A 16,159-nucleotide genomic window follows, 5' to 3' on the forward strand; every position below is an offset into this window, starting at 1 on the left:
GTGAGATCTTCCTTGCGGTTCAAATAAACTGAATGCCTTTGGTTATCAGGCGATCGGGAATGTAGTTATCCAGGTTGGCGTATTTGCAGTACTCCTCAAATTGCTGCTGAGTATGCACGTTGGCCTTCTGGTAAATGTTATAAATGCGGTTTTCGATGGTCTTATTGCTGACGTTATAGATTTTTGCGATCTCTTTAACCGTAAATCGCTGAAGCATAAGAAAAATGACATCGAGTTCGGCACGGGTGAACAGCTCGTTATTGACTTCGGTGGTCAACACGCTGGGCTTTTGCTGATTGATGTATTTCAGCGGCGACAGGCTGTTCATCGGCTTGGCGTTCCAGATCACGCCAATCACCTGTTTGTCATCGTTGTACACCGGCAGCTTTTCGCTGATAAACGGCGTCAGGCTGTCTTTGCCGTACCAGTAGTGCGTTTCTATGACCGTGACCCGATCGCGCGCCGCTTCGGTCATCTTGTCATGCTCGATAAAGTCGGCGGCGGAGTCGGCCCAGTCGGCGGGGAATTCGTGGTCATATTTGCCGGCGACGTCGAAATTCAGCGGCGTATTGGTATAGAGATAAGCGGCGCGATTCATATAAAGGTGGCGGGACAGCTGGTCTTTGATGCCCCAGGGCTCGCTCAGGTGCTCCATCATGGTGATGAGGCCCTTAAAATAAGATTCATTATTTTTATGCGATGAACCCATACCTACCTCTGCGCCGCTCAGGCCGCGTTACAGGCTTTTAGCCAGGTAATGGCGGGTGTGGCGATGCGCGTAGTCGCCCAGCTCGCCGTAGACCCGGTAGCCCAGTTTTTCGTAGAAGCCCCGGGCCTGGAAATCGAAGGTATCGACATAGGCCATATGGCAACCGCGCTTGCGGGCTTCTTCTTCGGCCAGTTGCATCAATTGGCGGCCGTAACCACTCTTGCGACACCGCTCGCCGACCCATAGATACTGCACTTCCAGGCCGCCCCACCAGGTACGTGCGACGAGGCCGCCGACGATCTGCTGGTTGTCGTCGGTGACGGTCAGAAACAGTGGGTGAATGTCTACGGGCTGGGTTTTATGGTTGTGAGCCCAGAGGCTGTCGATAACGAACTCTTCATCCTGCGGGTTGGGTTTGTCGGTGATATTAATATTCATTTTTAATATAATTCCCTGATTTAATTATTCAAAACTGAACTAGGCACTTTCGCCTCAACCGCTTCTAATATCACTTCCGTTAATGTATTTCAAGGGTGGTTTTCACCCTTTTCCGCCGGGTGAGGGGGCGCTTATAGTAGGCGTCACAGGGAGAAGAAAATAGTGAAACAGGCGGTATTAAAACGCTGAAATGCCCTGCTTACACCATCTTTTCCTACTTGCGCCTCACCAGGGCCCCACCGGGAAAACTGCAGTACTGTATGGCTCCACCGGATAGAGCAAGCTCACTTGCCGACGGGGGAGCCACTTTGTTTTTTGACGCGCCCACCCGCGCCCGCCACTCGCTGTCTCAGATATTAAACACTCTTCTCATCAGAAGATATGCGCCGCAGATGAAAATGTGGCCGATACCTTCTGATCCGCTGATTTAGTTCTCTGTTATGACGCTGCTCAGCGCCGGCTCGATGGCGGCATCCAGCATGGCGCCGTGTCCTAAGGCCGGCCACTCCCGATAGCCGACGGCGAGACCGTCGAGCTGCGCCAGGTGTTCGGCCAATAAACGCGTTGCGTCCGCCGGCAGAGCGGGGCTCTTCACGCCGGGCGGGGCCGCACGATCGCGTTCCGCCAGGCCAACCCACAGTTGCAGCTTCGCCACTGGCGCCGGGCGTCGCGCCATCATCTGCTGCGCTTCTTGCAGGATCATGCCGTTGCCCCACCACAGCGAGGGTTCCACGGCGATGTAGCGTTGGAAGGCGGTGGGATGGGTGAACAATGTGTGCAGCACGAAGAGCCCGCCATAGGAGTGACCCCACAGCGTTTGCCGCTGCGGATCGACCGCCAGTTTGGCGGCGATCGCCGGTTTGATCCGAGTTTCAATCAATTGCAGGAACGCATCCGCGCCCCCGCCGCCCCGCGGCGGTTGCTTCAGGCCCGCCGGCAGGGGGAGCGTATAGTCGTAGGCGCGGCCGGCGGCATCGATGCGCAGATCGTTGTCATAGCCGATCATCACCAGCACCGGTGGCCGCTTCGCCGCCGCCAATTTGGCCAGCAAGGCGGGATTCAATCCCATCAGCACTGCATTGCCGTCGAGGAAATAAACCGTTGGATAGCCGTCAGGCGCAGGGGCCTGGCGCGGCTGGGCGATGCGAACGCGGTAATGCCGTTGGCCGTCGGCGGAGGTGAAGCGCAGATCGCTGAAACGGTAATCTGCAGAATCGCTATCGGCAACGGTAGTGCCGATCTTGCGTTCCAGGTCGGGCCTGGCCAGCACGGAACCCGGCAGCCAAAGGCCGATGGCGAGCGCCAGAAGCGCGGAGATAAAACGCCGGTTGGACAAGAACATGCGGATCAACATCCTTGTAAAAAGCCGATAGTAGCATCCGTTCGGGGCCGGCAAAACCTACCTTTAGGGCGGGCATTCCGACGGCGAAGTGCGGCCGCAGCCCACAGAGGGCCGCCAGTTGCTTTGCCGGGTTAATAGCAACCCCTTGTTATTATTGATAAGTCAGGAATAACAAGGATTACAATTAATTAGAAATGGTTATGATTTTTGTGGGTGAGCAAACGGCGAAGAAGGGTGAAAACACACGGTTATCAACGTTGTTTAGCAAAAAAAGCCCTATAAAATAGGGCAAAGACACACAACAACACCAGGGAAACTTTCCGGTATCTTATATTATAGCTTCCTATACATATAGAACATTTTATTATAAATATGTAAGTGATTCTTATTAATCGCTCAATACCATTGTTTTTCAAATGGTTATGCAGCCTGGCTGAGGTATTGCCCTTGGGGCTGGTGCGGATAGCCAAGGGCGGGAGGCGGAGATGTTGCCGTCACGGCGGAAGAACGGGCGAGAGCCTCGGCCCGATAACCCTCAAGGCAATACCGACCGGCAGGCGGCAAACGTGCCGGCCGGTATTTCTGCTCAGGCGTGGCCGAGCTTCACCGTGGGGCCAGGTGAAAATCAGTGCTGTTGCAACGTCAACATCTCGCCAAGCAAAACATCGGTTGGCGGCAGGATATCCGTATCCAGCCCGGCGGAGGGGGTAAAGGTCAATTCGCCGAAAATGATCTGGCCTTTGGAGATGTAGAAATCAACGCGAACAAACTCGAAGGGTGCGGACAAGCGTGAAGCGTACTCAAACAGCTCATCGTAGCCTTCTGGCTTCACGAAGGCGTCTATTTCTTCCTGGCTCAAGGCCAGGCAGTCATCGCTGTAGCACAGAAACTTGAAATCTTTGTCAAAGAAGTAATACTTCGGCGACCCGCTATCTCTGCCGACACACAGCAACGTGCAGTAAGGCACACCGCGGAAGCAATAGATTTTATAGTCTTCAGGCCCGTGACCATTGGCCGATTCGATATATTTTTCCCCAATGATCTTTTTTTGTATCCCTTTGTAGTTGAGCTCTACATAGGTTTTCCAATAATCGTCTTTCATCCAGCCATCGATCAATTTTTTGGCGCTCTTGATATTCAGCAATTTTTTATTCTGGCAAATCAGGTTATACCCGGAACCGTGATTCCCTTTGATCACAAACTTATCCGGTAATGCGTCCCACGGAATATCGTTTACTGAATCGCAGGCAAAGTACAATTCATTAAGGATCTCTTCGCACCCTTGATCTTTGATGTACTGTCTTACCGCGTATTTATCTGCACACTGCTTCACCAACGCATTGTGACTATAGCCATTCAACTTCAGGTGATTGATCTTTTCATTCCAGGTGGACGGCGCCTGCAAGTTTAACGGTTTGCCAAATGCTTTTTTGTAGAGCAATCTGGCCTTGAATTCGGGAGCCAATACGGCCAGCTGCTTCGTAATAAATTTAATGACTTGTCTTTTCATATCCGTAATTCCATCAAAGCGTAGTGACAATGATTAAGACGTTCTTGTATTTAAAACGCGTGTGGCACGCTTTCACTGCGCCATTGAATGGCCGTCGGCGTGGTTCCCAGATCAAATGGCTTGCGGTCTAACGCCCGATTAAGAATCCGGGCCGATCGCCACGCCATCAGGCTCAACTGCGGATCGGCGATGCCGTGATTGTGCATACTGGCGTTCATGGCGAATAAGCAGTTCTCCGCCGGGCCTTCCCACTCAAAGGTAAAGTCTGGGGCGATGCGGTATTCGCCATCCGTAGTGGTCAACAGGCGGTGGGCCAAAGGTTCAAGGAACTCTGGCGTGGCCGTCTGATAACCGGTGGCAAAGATCACCACGTCCGCCTTGAAGGCTTCCTCACCGTGATCGAGATGATGACGCGTTTCGAGTTGGTAGGCGTTATCCAGCGTGTGTTTCACGGCCGTCAGCGAACGGCTGGGCAGCAGGCGCACCCATAATTTCTCGCGCAGGACATCGAAGCGGTGGTACATGGCGCGATAAATCGCCAGCAGCGATTCACTGGTGATGCCGTCTGAGGTCATCTTCTGTTCGGCCAGCATATGCCGCTTGGCCGCGCTATCCAGCGAGTAAAAGCTCTCGACGTAATCGGGCGTGAAGTATTCGTTGGCAAAGGCCGCTTCATCGAGCGCATTGTAATTGTTGCGGCGCGATATCCAGTCGAGCTGTTCCGGCTGGCCCCATTCCCCTTTAAAAATATTCAGGAACAGATCGGCGCCGCTCTGGCCGCCGCCGACGATCGCCACGCGTTTGCCGGTCAAATCGGGGTTGCGCAGCATCATTTCACTGGCGTGGAAACAGCGATCGCTTTGCGCCGTCACGCAATCCGGCAACTTTATTTTCTTGCCTATACCAATGCTGACGTGTTTGGCGTGAAAGACCTTATTCGAGGTGGTCACCACGAACTGGCGCTGCCGATCGTCGAACTCGATCCGCTGAACGTCTTGGTTAAACGCCAACGAGTCCATCCCGCCGGCGGCCCAGGTGAGGTAATCGGCGAACTCTTCACGCGATGCGGTGCGCTGTTCCGTCGTCAGAAAACGATAGAACTTTCTGTTTTTTACCAGATAGTTGAGAAAGCTGTAGCGATTGGTGGGGGCAACTGCGCTCACCAGGTCTTTTAAAAAGTTGGTCTGCATGCTGCAATCCGCCAGGATCATCCCTGGGTGCCAGGAGAAATGAGGTTTGCGCTCCAGGAATTGCCCCGTAAACCCCTCTATTTCACTTCCTAAGGCCGCCAGGCTAAGATTCGACGGGCCAAGGCCAATGCCGATGATATCCAAACGCTGATTCATTAATAAGCTCCAGTATAATGAGAATAATACCCAGAAATACGGCTGCAGATAGGGTCGCTTATAGCAACCAGGCTGCCTTTTTCTTATAAGTAAGCTTCACGAATTAAATTTAATTAAAATGTGTACGGGCCAGAAATACCGAATTTTTAAATGCCCGTTTAGAATTAGGTAGCGCATCAGGTAAAGGCTACGGGCGTATTTCTTTCCATGAAAATCCCTATGAAAGCTTGCATGTGGTTTTAAAGATTATTCCTAAGTAAAAATCCGATATCCCTGAGTCTCGACGCCATGAAAACGATCGCCTGAAGCGGCTACCCATCGTATGGGTTCTCATCTGATTTTCTGGCGTATGTGCCAGCCGGCGTTCGTTTTGCATTTCCGGGATCGGGTGTTCGTTGCTTAGAATAACCCTAAAATAGGCGCTGAGAAGGTGAAATAACGTGATATTAAAAGCCGGGCGCTTTTTGCAAAGATGAAATCGGAAGTGAAATTATGAAATTGGTTGATTAGATTGTTTTTTGTCAATTTATTCAATTGGTTACCTGGGTTTTTCTGGGGTGGTTAAACCTGTCTTTCGGGGCGACCGCACGGTTCCCCATTGTTGTTACCGTTCATCACCGTGAGATTTTACCCCCAATGGCATAAACCGATGCCCGCGAATTGTTTGCGTTAACTATCTGGTTTACCGTTTGTTGAACTTGCGCGGGACGAGGTTTGTCAGGAAAAGAAGATTTTTTGAACTGGGAGCGAAAGATTCTGGCCACGACGGCGAAGTGAGCAAGCTCTATCTGGCAATCATTTTGGTGCACGTTAGCCGGCCGCGACAAAAAAAATACCTCAGTTAGTTTGGAAAAATTTTACTCTTCAGCCAGGGCGAAACAGTTGCCGAATCACAGGAATGAATAGGATAGCTTTTTTGAAAGCCGAAATGCTTATGGTGGTGACAGAGATCTGGCGAGGATCAGCGTCTCATTCAACACCTCGCGCAGCATAATTACATCGAAACTCGTGCTATACTGCCAGCGCTAAAATTTCATGCAATCTAGGAAATGCCATAATCCCTTCATTATTACGAGATACACGATAATGTAATTGGATTTGTTTTTTATTATTAGCATGTAAACTTATCTGCAAATAATTAATTTTATTGCCCTGATTGACTTCCCCGCGGCATTTCGTTAACACCCTTCTGGTCAGAAGGGTGTCATTAATATAGCACCCGACGCCGACAAATTTGCCCTGAGCAGGGCAATGCATTGTCCAAAGTAATGCTGGAATATTCCAGTTTTTGGCCGCCGGCTTTGCAGAGATAGCTAAAATTTTGCACGCTGTTTACCGGCTGAAAAATATTCTAATAATGTAAACGTCGTTTTATCGATCAGAACCTGTACGGTCAGGTAGCGTGAATCCTAAAACGAAAAACCCGCCATAGGCGGGTTCTTCTAAATAGGGTGCCCGGACTCGGACAACCGGCGCCTGCGCTGGGTTGAACAGCGCTTTAGCGCTGGCCCGCAGGGTGAGGACTTTGGGCCGAATAATCGAACGTAGTTCGATGGAGAGTCCGTATCTCAGAAAGCAAAAACCCAGCCATAGGCGGGTTCTTCTAAATAGGGTGCCCGGACTCGGACAACCGGCGCCTGCGCCGCGTTGAACAGCGCTTTAGCGCTGGCCCGCAGGGTGAGGACTTTGGGCCGAATAATCGAACGTAGTTCGATGGAGAGTCCGTACTCCAGAAAGCGAAAAACCCAGCCATAGGCTGGGTTCTCTAAATATGGTGCCCGGACTCGGAATCGAACCAAGGACACGGGGATTTTCAATCCCCTGCTCTACCGACTGAGCTATCCGGGCAACGGGGCGCATTAAACCGTATTGGCCGGGTGGCGTCAATCGCTTTCTGTCACAAAGCCGATCGGTTGCTCTATTTTCAGGCAGCGAACCTGGCGGAGTGGGGAATGGGAGGGTATCGTCATTCAATAAATATGCATATAAAACGTGTATTTATACCGTCGTTAAGATGAATTTTTATGATTTTTTAATTGAATAACAATGCGTTATTTTAAAATCAATGCGCGTTAAACCAAGGCGATTCTTGCTTGAACCCCGCAACGAATCATGCAATCATTGCGCAAATTTTAGCACTCTCCGTTCCCTGACGGTGTTCCCGCTTCTTATAAGCCAGAGGGTTATTGGCATGACTGGTTTTGTTGCTCAAGCGCTGCTGCGCACCAGACATCTGACGCCGCCACCGTTCCGCCGTTGTCTCCTTTGCACGTCATCCGCCCGAATACGCCTGCCGGCCATGCGGTAAGGCCGCCTGATGCTCGCTGTTAGGCATGCGTAAAGCCAGCGCTATGGCCCTGATTTTACTGATGCCTGTCGGACGCTGCCAAGACCAGTTCCCCCGATAGCCGCCTGATGATCTCCGATCATGAGCCGGTCACGCACGCCGCTTATGCTGCCGTGCCCGGGTATCGCTTTACCGGGATAACCGCGTTATCTCATTACCGTGCCGGTGGCACACCCTCATCCTTCACCGTTTGAGAGTCAGCATGATGAAAGAATTGAAAATCGCGACCAGCGCCAGCCTGGTCGCCACCATTGAGACGCTGCGCCAAATCGTGCGCGTAGAGCAGACGGACTACACCGACGTGGCGGCGGTGGTGGTGTCGGTCGCCGACGTGAACGCCGGCATTCTGGCGCGCTTGCAGGCGACGGGGTTCGACATTCCAACCTTCGTGGCGGTGGAAGGGGATGAGCATCTCTCGCCGGACTATCTGCCGTTCGTCAGTGGGGTTTTCGCGCTGCTGGCCGGCGCCAGCAAGCCGTTCTACATGGCGCAGCTGGAGGCCGCCGCCGACGCCTACGAGCAGGCGCTGCTGCCGCCGTTCTTCAAAACGCTGAAGACCTACGTCGAGATGGAAAACTCGACCTTCGCCTGCCCGGGGCATCAGGGCGGCGAGTTCTTCCGCAAGCACCCGGCCGGCCGGCAGTTCTTCGATTTCTACGGTGAGACCCTGTTCCGTTCCGATATGTGCAACGCCGACGTCAAGCTGGGCGATCTGCTGATCCACGAAGGGTCGGCCAAGGATGCGCAAAAGCACGCGGCGCGGGTGTTCAACGCCGATAAAACCTACTTCGTGCTCAACGGCACCTCGGCGGCCAACAAGGTGGTGACCAACGCGCTGCTGACCCGTGGCGATCTGGTGTTGTTCGATCGCAACAACCATAAATCCAACCACCACGGGGCGCTGATCCAGGCCGGGGCCACGCCGGTCTATCTGGAAACCGCCCGTAACCCGTTCGGCTTTATCGGCGGCATCGATGCGCACTGCTTCGACGAACGCTACCTGCGTGAGCAGATCCGCGAGGTGGCGCCTGAGAAGGCCGCGGCGGCGCGGCCGTTCCGGCTGGCGATTATTCAGCTCGGCACCTACGACGGCACGATTTACAACGCTCGCCAGGTGATCGACACCATCGGCCACCTGTGCGACTACATCCTGTTCGACTCCGCCTGGGTGGGCTACGAAGGCTTTATTCCGATGCTGAAAGAGTGTTCGCCGCTGCTGCTGGAGCTGGACGAGCACGATCCGGGCATTTTCGTCACCCAGTCGGTGCATAAACAGCAGGCGGGGTTCTCGCAGACCTCGCAGATCCACAAGAAAGACGACCACATCAAAGGGCAAAAGCGCCACTGCAACCACAAGCACCTGAACAACGCGTTCATGCTGCATGCGTCGACCAGCCCGTTCTATCCGCTGTTCGCCGCGCTGGACGTCAACGCCAAGATGCACGCCGGCCCCGCCGGGCGCCGCATGTGGATGGACTGCGTCAAGCTGGGCATCGAGACCCGTAAACAGCTGCTCAAGCGCTGCTCGCAGCTGAAACCGTTTATTCCGCAGCAGGTGGCGGGCAAAGACTGGCAGGATCACGATACTGACCTTATCGCCAACGACGCGCGCTTCTTCACCTTCGTGCCGGGGGAAACGTGGCACGGCTTCGAAGGCTATGCCCAGGATCAGTATTTGGTGGATCCGTGCAAGCTGCTGCTGACCACGCCGGGCATCGACGCCGCGACCGGCCAATACACCGAGTTCGGCGTGCCGGCCACCATTCTGGCCAACTTCCTGCGCGAGAACGGTATCGTGCCGGAGAAGTGCGATCTCAACTCGATCCTGTTCCTGCTGACCCCGGCGGAAAACCCGGCCAAGATGGAGCACCTGGTGGAGATGCTGGCGCAGTTCGAGCGCTATGTTGCAGAAGACGCGCCGCTGAGCGTGGTGCTGCCGACGGTGTACCGCAAGAACGAGCAGCGCTACCGTGGCTACAGCATTCGCCGGCTGTGCCAGGAGATGCACGATCTGTACGTCAGCTTCGACGTCAAACAGCTGCAAAAGGAGATGTTCCGCCAGGATCATTTCCCGCCGGTGGTGATGAACCCGCAGGACGCCAACGTGGAGTTTATCCGCGATAACGTCGAGCTGGTGCCGATCGGCCAGGCGGAAGGGCGCATCGCGGCGGAAGGGGCCTTGCCGTACCCACCGGGCGTGCTGTGCGTGGTGCCGGGCGAAGTGTGGGGCGGCGCGGTGCAGCGTTACTTCCTGGCGCTGGAAGAGGGCATCAACCGCCTGCCGGGCTTCTCGCCGGAGCTGCAGGGGGTCTACATCGAGAAAAAAGATCACGGCTGGAAGCGCATCTTCGGCTATATGATCAAGCCATAGAAAAAGGGCCGGTTCGCACCGGCCCTTCTCATTTATCCACGCGGAACGCGTTATTTTCTGCGGTAGCTCTTCTGCGCGGTATTCACTTTCACCAGATAGCGGCGCGACTCGGCGGCCGGGTGCTTGGTGGTCAGCGTCTGGTACACGTCGCCCGGCTGCATGCCGTTGATGATGCCCACCGCGCGCGTTCTGTCGCTGGAGAACACCCGCAGCACGCTGCCTGCGCCGCCGTTGTAGGCGGTGATCACCGCGTAGCGGCGCGAGGTCGGGTTCTGAATGCCGCCCAGGTAGTTGTTCTGCAGGATCGCCAGGTAGGCGGTGCCGGTGTCGATGTTGTTCTCCGGATCGAACAGGTAGCTGCGGCTCGGGGTGCCCCATTTGCCGCGCATCTGGAACACATCCTTACCGGCGGTGTGCTGCACCACCTGCATCAGGCCCAGCGCGTCCGAACCGCTCACCGCATACGGGTTGAAGCTCGATTCGGTCTGCATGATCGCCAGGATCAGCGACTCGTCCACGCCGTATTTTTCCGACGCCTTGCGCACCATCGGCAGGTATTTGTGCGCACGTTTGTCCAGGTGGTTCGGCACCAGCTGGATGGTGACCGAGTAGATCACGTGCAGGCCGGAGGTGCGTTTTTGCAGCTTGGTCTGCAGCAGGTAATCGGCGAAGTGCGCCGCGCGCCATTCCCAGCGGATCGGCGCGCCCTTGTTATCCAGCACCTGGCCGTACAGGAACGGTTCTTTGCTGATCTGGATATCGTTGGCGTCGGAATAGAGATCGATGGACCCCGGATCGTCACCCATCAGCAGCGTGCTGATGATCGCCTGGCGCAGGTGCGCGGCCGGATCGGTGGTGGCGATGGTCTCGATGGTAATGGCGCCGGTGTCGAAGTTGATGTGGCTGCGGGTTTGGTACTGGTCGGTATATTTGACGTAGTCTTTCGGCCCGGCGATCAGAACTTCGTTCAGACCCCAGATGTTCTCGATGTTGTGGGCGAATTGGCCCATCAGAATGTCGAAGCCGTTGGTATCTTTAATCCAGGCTTCGTTGATTTCTTCACTTTTTTTGCCGGAACAGGAGATCAGCAAAGGCGCTATTACGAGCAAAGCTAAAATTTTCTTCATCTTAAAGCCGTTTGGAAGAAGTATAAGAGGATTGAAGCGGGCCAGCGCCTGGCCCCAACAGCGTTATTCGCTCGGCGGCGTATAGCCTTCGATGTGCACGTCGTGCCCTTCGAATAGGAACTTGATCATTTCCTCTTCCAGCAGCTTGCGGTCATCCACGTTCATCATGTTCAACTTCTTCTCGTTGATCAGCATGGTCTGCTTCTTCATCCACTCGCCCCAGGCTTCCTTGGAGATCTCGTTGTAGATGCGCTTGCCGACGTCACCGGGATAAAGTTGGAAGTCCTGGCCTTCGGCGTCGCGCTGCAGGAAAGTACAAAAAATGGTGCGGCTCATGCTAATTCCTCATCGATGGCGCTATCGCCATATAAGTTTTGTTGGATCGGGGGCTGCTTCGCCAGCTGTTGCAACAGGCGATCCACCGGCGCTGCCAGCCCGACCGACGGCGGCTGCGCTAAGTTATACCAGAGACCTGCGCCCTCATCCATGCCGCTGCCCGCCGCGTCGAGCGACAGCCACATCGGCACGATATCGAGATGGAAATGGCTGAACGTGTGGCGAAACGCGGTCAGCTGCTCCAGGCGCTTGCCTTTCAGACCGCGCTGCTGCAGCCAGAGTTCCAAATCCACGCGCGCGCTGAACTGCGGGAAGCAGAACAGGCCGCCCCACAGGCCCACCGCCGGGCGCTGCTCCAGCCACACCCGGTCGCCGTGCTGCAGCAATAAGAAGTAGGCGGTTTTTTCCGGCAGGGTCTGCTTGGGTTTCTTGCCGGGGTAGTTGGCCCAGCTGTGGTTGGCGTAAGACAGGCAGCCGACGTTGAGCGGGCAGAGTTCGCACTTGGGCCTGGAGCGGGTGCAGACCATGGCGCCCAGATCCATCATTGCCTGGTTGAACTGGCCGACGCCCTGCGCCGGGGTGACCTCTTCGCTGATTTTCCACAGCCGGTTTTCGACTTCTTTCTTGCCCGGCCAGCCCTCCACCGCGTAGCAGCGGGCCAGCACGCGCTTCACGTTGCCGTCGAGGATCGGATAGTGTTGGCCCAGCGCCAACGACAGCACCGCGCCGGCGGTAGAGCGGCCGACGCCCGGTAAATCGGCGATTTCTGCAAAGGTTGTCGGGAACTCGCCGCCGTGCTGTGCGACAATGGTCTGCGCCGCCTTGTGCAGGTTGCGGGCGCGGGCGTAATAGCCGAGGCCGGTCCACAGATGCAGCACTTCATCGAGTGGGGCTTCCGCCAGCGCGCGCACGTTGGGAAAACGGGCCATAAAGCGCTGAAAATAAGGAATGACGGTGGCAACCTGGGTCTGTTGCAACATCACCTCGGAGAGCCATACTTGATAGGCGGTTTTTTCCAGCTGCCACGGCAGGGTCTTGCGACCGTAGCGCTGATACCAGTCAAGCACCACCTGTGCGAATTGTTGTGCTTGCATCATGAGCAGCGTCGTTATCCGGCAGAAAATGAAGCGAGATTGCAGCATAGAGTCATGGTGCTGTAAACCGGAACTTTCCGACGCCGCACGGCGGGTACAGAAGATGAACACTTGCTAAACCAATGTATCTTTGCATAATGCGCGTTTCCCTAATTGGCAGCCAAACAGACAGAAAGCACTATGATTAATGACGTCATCTCCCCGGAATTTGATGAGAACGGCCGCGCGATGCGCCGTATCCGCAGTTTTGTCCGCCGCCAGGGGCGGCTGACCAAAGGCCAGCAGCACGCGCTGGAGAACTATTGGCCGGTGATGGGCGTGGAGTATCAGGCTGACGCTGTCGATCTCGCCGCGCTGTTCGGCCGCGACGCGCCGACGGTGCTGGAGATCGGTTTTGGCATGGGCGCCTCGCTGGTGACCATGGCGGGCAACAACCCGCAGCAGAACTTTTTAGGGATCGAAGTGCACTCGCCGGGCGTGGGCGCCTGCCTGGCCGACGCCCACGAGGCGAAGCTGAGCAACCTGCGCGTGATGTGCCACGACGCGGTTGAGGTGTTGGAAAACATGATCCCGGACGGCTCGCTGGATATGGTGCAGCTGTTCTTCCCCGATCCGTGGCACAAGGCGCGCCATAACAAGCGCCGCATCGTGCAAACGCCGTTTGTCGAACTGGTGCTGCGCAAGCTGAAGACCGGCGGCGTCTTCCACATGGCCACCGATTGGCAACCTTATGCGGAACATATGTTAGAGGTTATGAACGGGGTCGCAGGCTACCGTAATCTTTCCAGCGATAATGATTACGTGCCGCGTCCGGATTCGCGCCCACTGACGAAATTTGAATTACGCGGCCAGCGCCTGGGACATGGCGTTTGGGACTTGATGTTTGAGAGGAAAGAATAATGGCTAAGAACCGCAGTCGTCGTTTACGTAAAAAGTTGCACATTGAAGAATTTCAGGAGCTGGGTTTCTCCGTAGCCTGGCGCTTCGCCGAAGGCACGTCGGTGGAAGACATCGACAGCACGCTGGATACCTTCATCGATGAAGTGATCGAGCCGAACGGCCTGGCATTTGACGGCAGCGGCTACCTGCAGTGGGAAGGTCTGATCTGCCTGCAGAAGATCGGCCACTGCACCGACGAGCAGCGCGAGCTGGTGAAAAACTGGCTGGAAGCGCGCAAACTGACCGACGTTAAGGTCAGCGATCTGTTCGATATCTGGTGGGATTGATCGCGCTTGCCCGATGAGCGCGGCTTCGCTCCGCGCCGTTTTATTGATCTAAGGTGCCTTAACGGCGCCTTTGTTTTGCCCGGAGTGTGACCGAGGTGGTAACAACATTGGATAACGCGTTGCTGGAGGAGATCCTGCAACAGGTGCGCCCGCTGATTGGTCAGGGGAAAGTGGCCGACTACATCCCGGCGTTGGCGGAAGTGCCCGCCGATCGGCTGGCGATCGCCGTCTGCACGGTGGACGGCGAACTGTTCCAGGCCGGCGACGCCGCGGAGCGCTTCTCCATTCAGTCGATCTCCAAAGTGCTGAGCCTGACGCTGGCGCTGACGCGCTATCAGGAGCCTGAGATCTGGCGGCGCGTCGGCAAAGAGCCTTCCGGCCTGCCGTTCAACTCGCTGCTGCAGCTGGAGATGGAGCAGGGCAAACCGCGCAATCCGTTTATCAATCCCGGCGCGCTGGTGGTGTGCGACATGTTGCAAACCCGGCTCAGCGCCCCCAAACAGCGCATGCTGGAGGTGGTGCGCCAGCTGGCCGGCGAAGACGACCTGGCCTATGACCTGCGGGTGGCGCGCTCCGAGTTTGAACACTCCGATCGCAATGCGGCCATCGCCTATCTGATGAAGTCGTTCGGCAACTTCGAGAACGACGTGATCACCGTGCTGCAAACCTATTTCCACTACTGTGCGCTGCGCATGAGCTGCGTGGAGCTGGCGCGCAGCTTCGTCTATCTGGCCAATCACGGCCGCGATCTCAACGGCGAGACGGTGATCAGCCCGCTGCAGGCCCGGCAGATCAACGCCCTGATGATGACCAGCGGCATGTACGACGGCGCCGGCGAATTCGCCTATCGGGTGGGGATGCCGGGCAAGTCCGGCGTGGGCGGCGGCATCGTGGCCATCGTGCCGGGCGAGCTGTCGATCGTCGTCTGGTCGCCGGAGCTGGATGCTTCCGGCAACTCGCTGGCGGGAACTGCGGCGCTGGAACTGTTGTCTCAACGTATCGGTCGTTCGATTTTTTAATCCCAATCTGGATGGGAGTCAGGAGAAGCTATGTTGAAGAAAACCGGGTTAGCCTTACTGCTGCTGGCGGCGACTGCCGCGCAGGCCCACGCCGAGTACCAATGCAGCGTTAAACCCCAGGACGATGTGATCATCAGCCCGCAGAGCGTGCAGGTGAAAGGTGCCAGCGGCGACCTGCAAATTTCGCCGGATGGTGACGTGATCCGCAACGGTCAGGCGCTGAGCCTGAGCGACAGCCAGCGGCAGAAAGCCTTCAGTTACCAGAGCGCGCTGCGCAAGCAGCTGCCGTGGATCGACGACGGCGCGCAGAAACACCTGGAGAAAGCCCGCGCAGCGCTGGATAAGGTGATCGTCAAAGAGCTGGGCAGCAACAGCAACGTGCGCAACCGGCTGACCACCCTCAACGGCCAGCTGAAACAGCAGATGAACCGCATCATCGAGCACCGCAGCGACGGCCTGACCTTCCACCACAAGGCGATTGACCAGGTGGAACAGGATGGCCGCAACATCGTGCAGCAGAGCATGGGCGGCGTGCTGCAGGACAGCCTGAACGAGATGGGCGTCAAACAGGCCGCCAACAGTGGCGGCAACCCGCTGCAGGCGATCATGGGCAACCTGGGCGGCTTGCAGAAGGCGATCCAGAACGAGTGGAACAACCAGGAGCAGGACTTCCAGAACTTCGGTCACGACGTTTGCAACCGCGTCACCGCACTGGAAACCCAGCGCAAGGATCTGCTTAATGCGTTGAAGTGATTTAAGAACCTTCTCGGCAGTATGTTTTTTGACCTTCTGAAGCTTATCTGACAGACTGGTCAAACTACGTACAGACTTATGGATGTTTACGGAGGACGCTATGAGCCATACACGTTACGAAACCGATGTTGTTGCCTGGGCAAATGAACAGGCCGCTCTTTTGCGCTCCGGAAAATTGTCTGAGATCGATATTGAAAAGATCGCCGAGGAGATTGAGGACGTGGGGAAGAGCGAGCAAAGGGAACTTGCTAGCCGGATGACGGTGCTGATTGCACATTTGCTTAAATGGAAATATCAGCCGGCCAGGCGCGGAACCAGCTGGGAGAGAACGATTAAAGCGCAGCGCAAAGAGGTGCTTTACAGCTTGAAAGAGTCGCCCAGCCTAAAAGGTAAACTGAGCGATGCTGATTGGCTGGATGTCGTCTGGTCGAAGGCCGTTGCGCTCGCTACGGCCGAAACTGGGCTGGATGTATATCCGGAAAACGGCATCTGGGAAACTCAGCAGATTCTGTCTCAGACGTTTTACCCAGATTAACACCAA

At 55.8% G+C, this 16,159-nt stretch carries 14 protein-coding genes and 1 tRNA gene; 6 read left to right on the top strand and 9 right to left on the bottom strand.

What is annotated here, in order from left to right:
• Nucleotides 1-19 precede the first annotated feature (19 nt).
• The 6 genes from WCL58_RS12375 to WCL58_RS12400 form a co-directional block, all read right to left on the bottom strand.
• Nucleotides 20-709, bottom strand: a complete 690-nt coding sequence (locus WCL58_RS12375; protein WP_033636032.1) for a helix-turn-helix transcriptional regulator — start codon at nucleotides 707-709, stop codon at nucleotides 20-22.
• A gap of 27 nt (nucleotides 710-736) precedes the next feature.
• Nucleotides 737-1,147, bottom strand: a complete 411-nt coding sequence (locus WCL58_RS12380; RefSeq protein ID WP_100395904.1) for a GNAT family N-acetyltransferase — start codon at nucleotides 1,145-1,147, stop codon at nucleotides 737-739.
• A 427-nt stretch (nucleotides 1,148-1,574) separates the two neighbouring features.
• Complete coding sequence (locus WCL58_RS12385; protein WP_084827921.1) at nucleotides 1,575-2,489, bottom strand: alpha/beta hydrolase; 915 nt, start codon at nucleotides 2,487-2,489, stop codon at nucleotides 1,575-1,577.
• 625 nt (nucleotides 2,490-3,114) lie between these two features.
• The gene (locus WCL58_RS12390) at nucleotides 3,115-3,999 is read right to left on the bottom strand and encodes an ATP-grasp fold amidoligase family protein (RefSeq protein WP_336851220.1); all 885 of its coding nucleotides are present in this window, start codon (nucleotides 3,997-3,999) and stop codon (nucleotides 3,115-3,117) included.
• A gap of 50 nt (nucleotides 4,000-4,049) precedes the next feature.
• The gene (locus tag WCL58_RS12395) at nucleotides 4,050-5,345 is read right to left on the bottom strand and encodes a lysine N(6)-hydroxylase/L-ornithine N(5)-oxygenase family protein (protein WP_142110513.1); all 1,296 of its coding nucleotides are present in this window, start codon (nucleotides 5,343-5,345) and stop codon (nucleotides 4,050-4,052) included.
• A gap of 1,772 nt (nucleotides 5,346-7,117) precedes the next feature.
• Nucleotides 7,118-7,193: transfer RNA gene (locus tag WCL58_RS12400), tRNA-Phe, on the bottom strand.
• 704 nt (nucleotides 7,194-7,897) lie between these two features.
• Between WCL58_RS12400 and speF the strand changes: the two genes are divergently transcribed.
• Entirely contained in the window at nucleotides 7,898-10,063 is a 2,166-nt protein-coding gene (gene speF, locus WCL58_RS12405; RefSeq protein ID WP_048234788.1) for an ornithine decarboxylase SpeF, read from the top strand.
• A 50-nt stretch (nucleotides 10,064-10,113) separates the two neighbouring features.
• Here speF and mltC read toward each other — a convergent pair whose 3' ends face one another.
• From mltC to mutY, 3 genes are all read right to left on the bottom strand, one after another.
• Nucleotides 10,114-11,190 (bottom strand): membrane-bound lytic murein transglycosylase MltC, encoded by a 1,077-nt coding sequence (gene mltC / locus WCL58_RS12410; RefSeq protein ID WP_004937402.1) that lies wholly within the window; start codon nucleotides 11,188-11,190, stop codon nucleotides 10,114-10,116.
• A gap of 63 nt (nucleotides 11,191-11,253) precedes the next feature.
• Complete coding sequence (locus tag WCL58_RS12415) at nucleotides 11,254-11,526, bottom strand: oxidative damage protection protein (protein WP_004937404.1); 273 nt, start codon at nucleotides 11,524-11,526, stop codon at nucleotides 11,254-11,256.
• On the bottom strand, nucleotides 11,523-12,623 hold the full coding sequence (gene mutY / locus WCL58_RS12420) for an A/G-specific adenine glycosylase (protein ID WP_336851223.1): 1,101 nt from the start codon (nucleotides 12,621-12,623) through the stop codon (nucleotides 11,523-11,525). The genes WCL58_RS12415 and mutY overlap by 4 nt, the downstream gene beginning before the upstream one ends.
• 177 nt (nucleotides 12,624-12,800) lie before the next feature.
• Between mutY and trmB the strand changes: the two genes are divergently transcribed.
• The 5 genes from trmB (at nucleotide 12,801) to WCL58_RS12445 (ending at nucleotide 16,153) form a co-directional block, all read left to right on the top strand.
• Complete coding sequence (gene trmB, locus WCL58_RS12425; protein WP_033654659.1) at nucleotides 12,801-13,520, top strand: tRNA (guanosine(46)-N7)-methyltransferase TrmB; 720 nt, start codon at nucleotides 12,801-12,803, stop codon at nucleotides 13,518-13,520.
• The gene (locus tag WCL58_RS12430; protein WP_019456098.1) at nucleotides 13,520-13,846 is read left to right on the top strand and encodes a YggL family protein; all 327 of its coding nucleotides are present in this window, start codon (nucleotides 13,520-13,522) and stop codon (nucleotides 13,844-13,846) included. Before trmB ends, WCL58_RS12430 begins: the two co-directional genes overlap by 1 nt.
• A 95-nt stretch (nucleotides 13,847-13,941) precedes the next feature.
• Nucleotides 13,942-14,865 carry a glutaminase B gene (gene glsB / locus WCL58_RS12435; RefSeq protein ID WP_033649631.1) on the top strand — a complete coding sequence of 308 codons (924 nt, stop codon included), beginning with the start codon at nucleotides 13,942-13,944 and terminating at the stop codon, nucleotides 14,863-14,865.
• 30 nt (nucleotides 14,866-14,895) lie between these two features.
• Nucleotides 14,896-15,618 carry a DUF2884 domain-containing protein gene (locus tag WCL58_RS12440; RefSeq protein ID WP_046687803.1) on the top strand — a complete coding sequence of 241 codons (723 nt, stop codon included), beginning with the start codon at nucleotides 14,896-14,898 and terminating at the stop codon, nucleotides 15,616-15,618.
• A gap of 100 nt (nucleotides 15,619-15,718) precedes the next feature.
• Entirely contained in the window at nucleotides 15,719-16,153 is a 435-nt protein-coding gene (locus tag WCL58_RS12445; protein ID WP_016930094.1) for a DUF29 domain-containing protein, read from the top strand.
• Nucleotides 16,154-16,159: the final 6 nt, after the last annotated feature.

This window comes from Serratia sp. TMDUHS_CL (assembly GCF_037137105.1).
In the GTDB taxonomy this organism is placed as follows: domain Bacteria; phylum Pseudomonadota; class Gammaproteobacteria; order Enterobacterales; family Enterobacteriaceae; genus Serratia; species Serratia nevei.

Coding starts and splice junctions, on each gene's coding strand:
- trmB (WP_033654659.1), top strand. CDS start 12,801: ATGATTAATGACGTCATCTCCCCGGAATTTGATGAGAACGGCCGCGCG.
- mutY (WP_336851223.1), bottom strand. CDS start 12,623: ATGATGCAAGCACAACAATTCGCACAGGTGGTGCTTGACTGGTATCAG.
- WCL58_RS12390 (WP_336851220.1), bottom strand. CDS start 3,999: ATGAAAAGACAAGTCATTAAATTTATTACGAAGCAGCTGGCCGTATTG.
- WCL58_RS12375 (WP_033636032.1), bottom strand. CDS start 709: ATGGGTTCATCGCATAAAAATAATGAATCTTATTTTAAGGGCCTCATC.
- WCL58_RS12385 (WP_084827921.1), bottom strand. CDS start 2,489: ATGTTCTTGTCCAACCGGCGTTTTATCTCCGCGCTTCTGGCGCTCGCC.
- mltC (WP_004937402.1), bottom strand. CDS start 11,190: ATGAAGAAAATTTTAGCTTTGCTCGTAATAGCGCCTTTGCTGATCTCC.
- speF (WP_048234788.1), top strand. CDS start 7,898: ATGAAAGAATTGAAAATCGCGACCAGCGCCAGCCTGGTCGCCACCATT.
- WCL58_RS12445 (WP_016930094.1), top strand. CDS start 15,719: ATGAGCCATACACGTTACGAAACCGATGTTGTTGCCTGGGCAAATGAA.
- WCL58_RS12440 (WP_046687803.1), top strand. CDS start 14,896: ATGTTGAAGAAAACCGGGTTAGCCTTACTGCTGCTGGCGGCGACTGCC.
- WCL58_RS12430 (WP_019456098.1), top strand. CDS start 13,520: ATGGCTAAGAACCGCAGTCGTCGTTTACGTAAAAAGTTGCACATTGAA.
- WCL58_RS12415 (WP_004937404.1), bottom strand. CDS start 11,526: ATGAGCCGCACCATTTTTTGTACTTTCCTGCAGCGCGACGCCGAAGGC.
- WCL58_RS12380 (WP_100395904.1), bottom strand. CDS start 1,147: ATGAATATTAATATCACCGACAAACCCAACCCGCAGGATGAAGAGTTC.
- WCL58_RS12395 (WP_142110513.1), bottom strand. CDS start 5,345: ATGAATCAGCGTTTGGATATCATCGGCATTGGCCTTGGCCCGTCGAAT.